The organism is Mycobacterium sp. E735, from assembly GCF_001666955.1.
Classification (GTDB): domain Bacteria; phylum Actinomycetota; class Actinomycetes; order Mycobacteriales; family Mycobacteriaceae; genus Mycobacterium.
Window position 1 is genome coordinate 1 of record NZ_LZIX01000313.1, and the last position, 1,020, is coordinate 1,020.

Sequence of the window (1,020 nt, forward strand, 5' to 3'; positions counted from 1 at the left end):
CGACACCAGCTGGTGGCCGCCCGCCTCCGCACCTTCGCGGGTGCCGCCGATCGCCGCAATGACCTCATCGCCCGCGCAGCCCCCGGTGACGATGTACCTGCACTTCCCGTTCGTCACGGTGCCCATTCCCATCACCCCGCCGCCCCCGCCCGGGCGATGAGGACGTGGCGCGTGAGGGCGACTGCGCGCACACTGGGCGGTAACGGCATGAGCGGCGAGGAGGTCGCGTGGGCGAATACGGTGCGTTCGGGTTCGATCCCGACGAGTTCGATCGAATGATCCGCGAAGGCAGCGAGGGCCTGCGCGACGTGTTCGAGCGGGTCAGCAGGTTTGTCGCGGCGCCAGGAGCCCGGTCCGGGTGGTCGTCCATCTTCGAGGACCTGTCGCGGCGCCCCCGCCCGGAGCCGGAAACCGCCGGCGAGGCGGGCGACGGCGTCTGGGCGATCTACACGGTGGACGCCGACGGTGGCGCGCACGTCGAACAGGTCTACGCGACCGAGCTCGACGCGCTGCGGGCCAACAAGAACAACGTCGACCCCGCGCGCAAGGTGCGGTTCCTGCCGTATGGCATCGCGGTCAGCGTCCTCGACGGCGATTCGCACGACGACGACGAATCCACCGAGGCGCCGTAACGGCCTCAGCCCTGCTGGACGACGTTCGCACTACCCGAGTTGCTGACCTTCGGCGTGCCCGAGTGGTACGTCACCTTGTTGCTCAAGCCGGAGGCTTGGATGCTGTCGACGGCGTCGACGGTGATGTCGTTCTGCACGCCCGACACGCTGAGGCTTGCGCAGTGACCGCTGATCACCACCGTGTTGGACACGCCGCTGACGTTGACGACGTTGTCGTCGCAGGCGATCGTCCGGTTCTCGCCGATCCCGGAGATCGTCACCTCGCTGCCCGGCGGCGGCGTGGGTGAGGTGGACGTGGTGGTCGACCTCGGCGGCTTGGTCCGTGTAGTCGTCGAGGTGCCGCCCGGGGTGGTGGCCGGGGGACTGAGGGTGTTGGTGAAGGTCGGCG

General features: G+C 69.2%; 2 protein-coding genes. One reads left to right on the forward strand and one right to left on the reverse strand.

The annotated features are described in order from the left end of the window. Positions 1-227: 227 nt before the first annotated feature. Positions 228-632: a hypothetical protein gene (locus A5704_RS25430; protein ID WP_067749962.1), complete on the forward strand. Its 405-nt coding sequence runs from the start codon at positions 228-230 to the stop codon at positions 630-632. A 5-nt stretch (positions 633-637) separates the two neighbouring features. On the opposite strand, the gene A5704_RS25435 is transcribed toward A5704_RS25430, so the two are convergent. Next, on the reverse strand, positions 638-1,020 hold a 383-nt coding region (locus A5704_RS25435), incomplete at its 5' end, for a DUF3060 domain-containing protein (protein ID WP_156737763.1).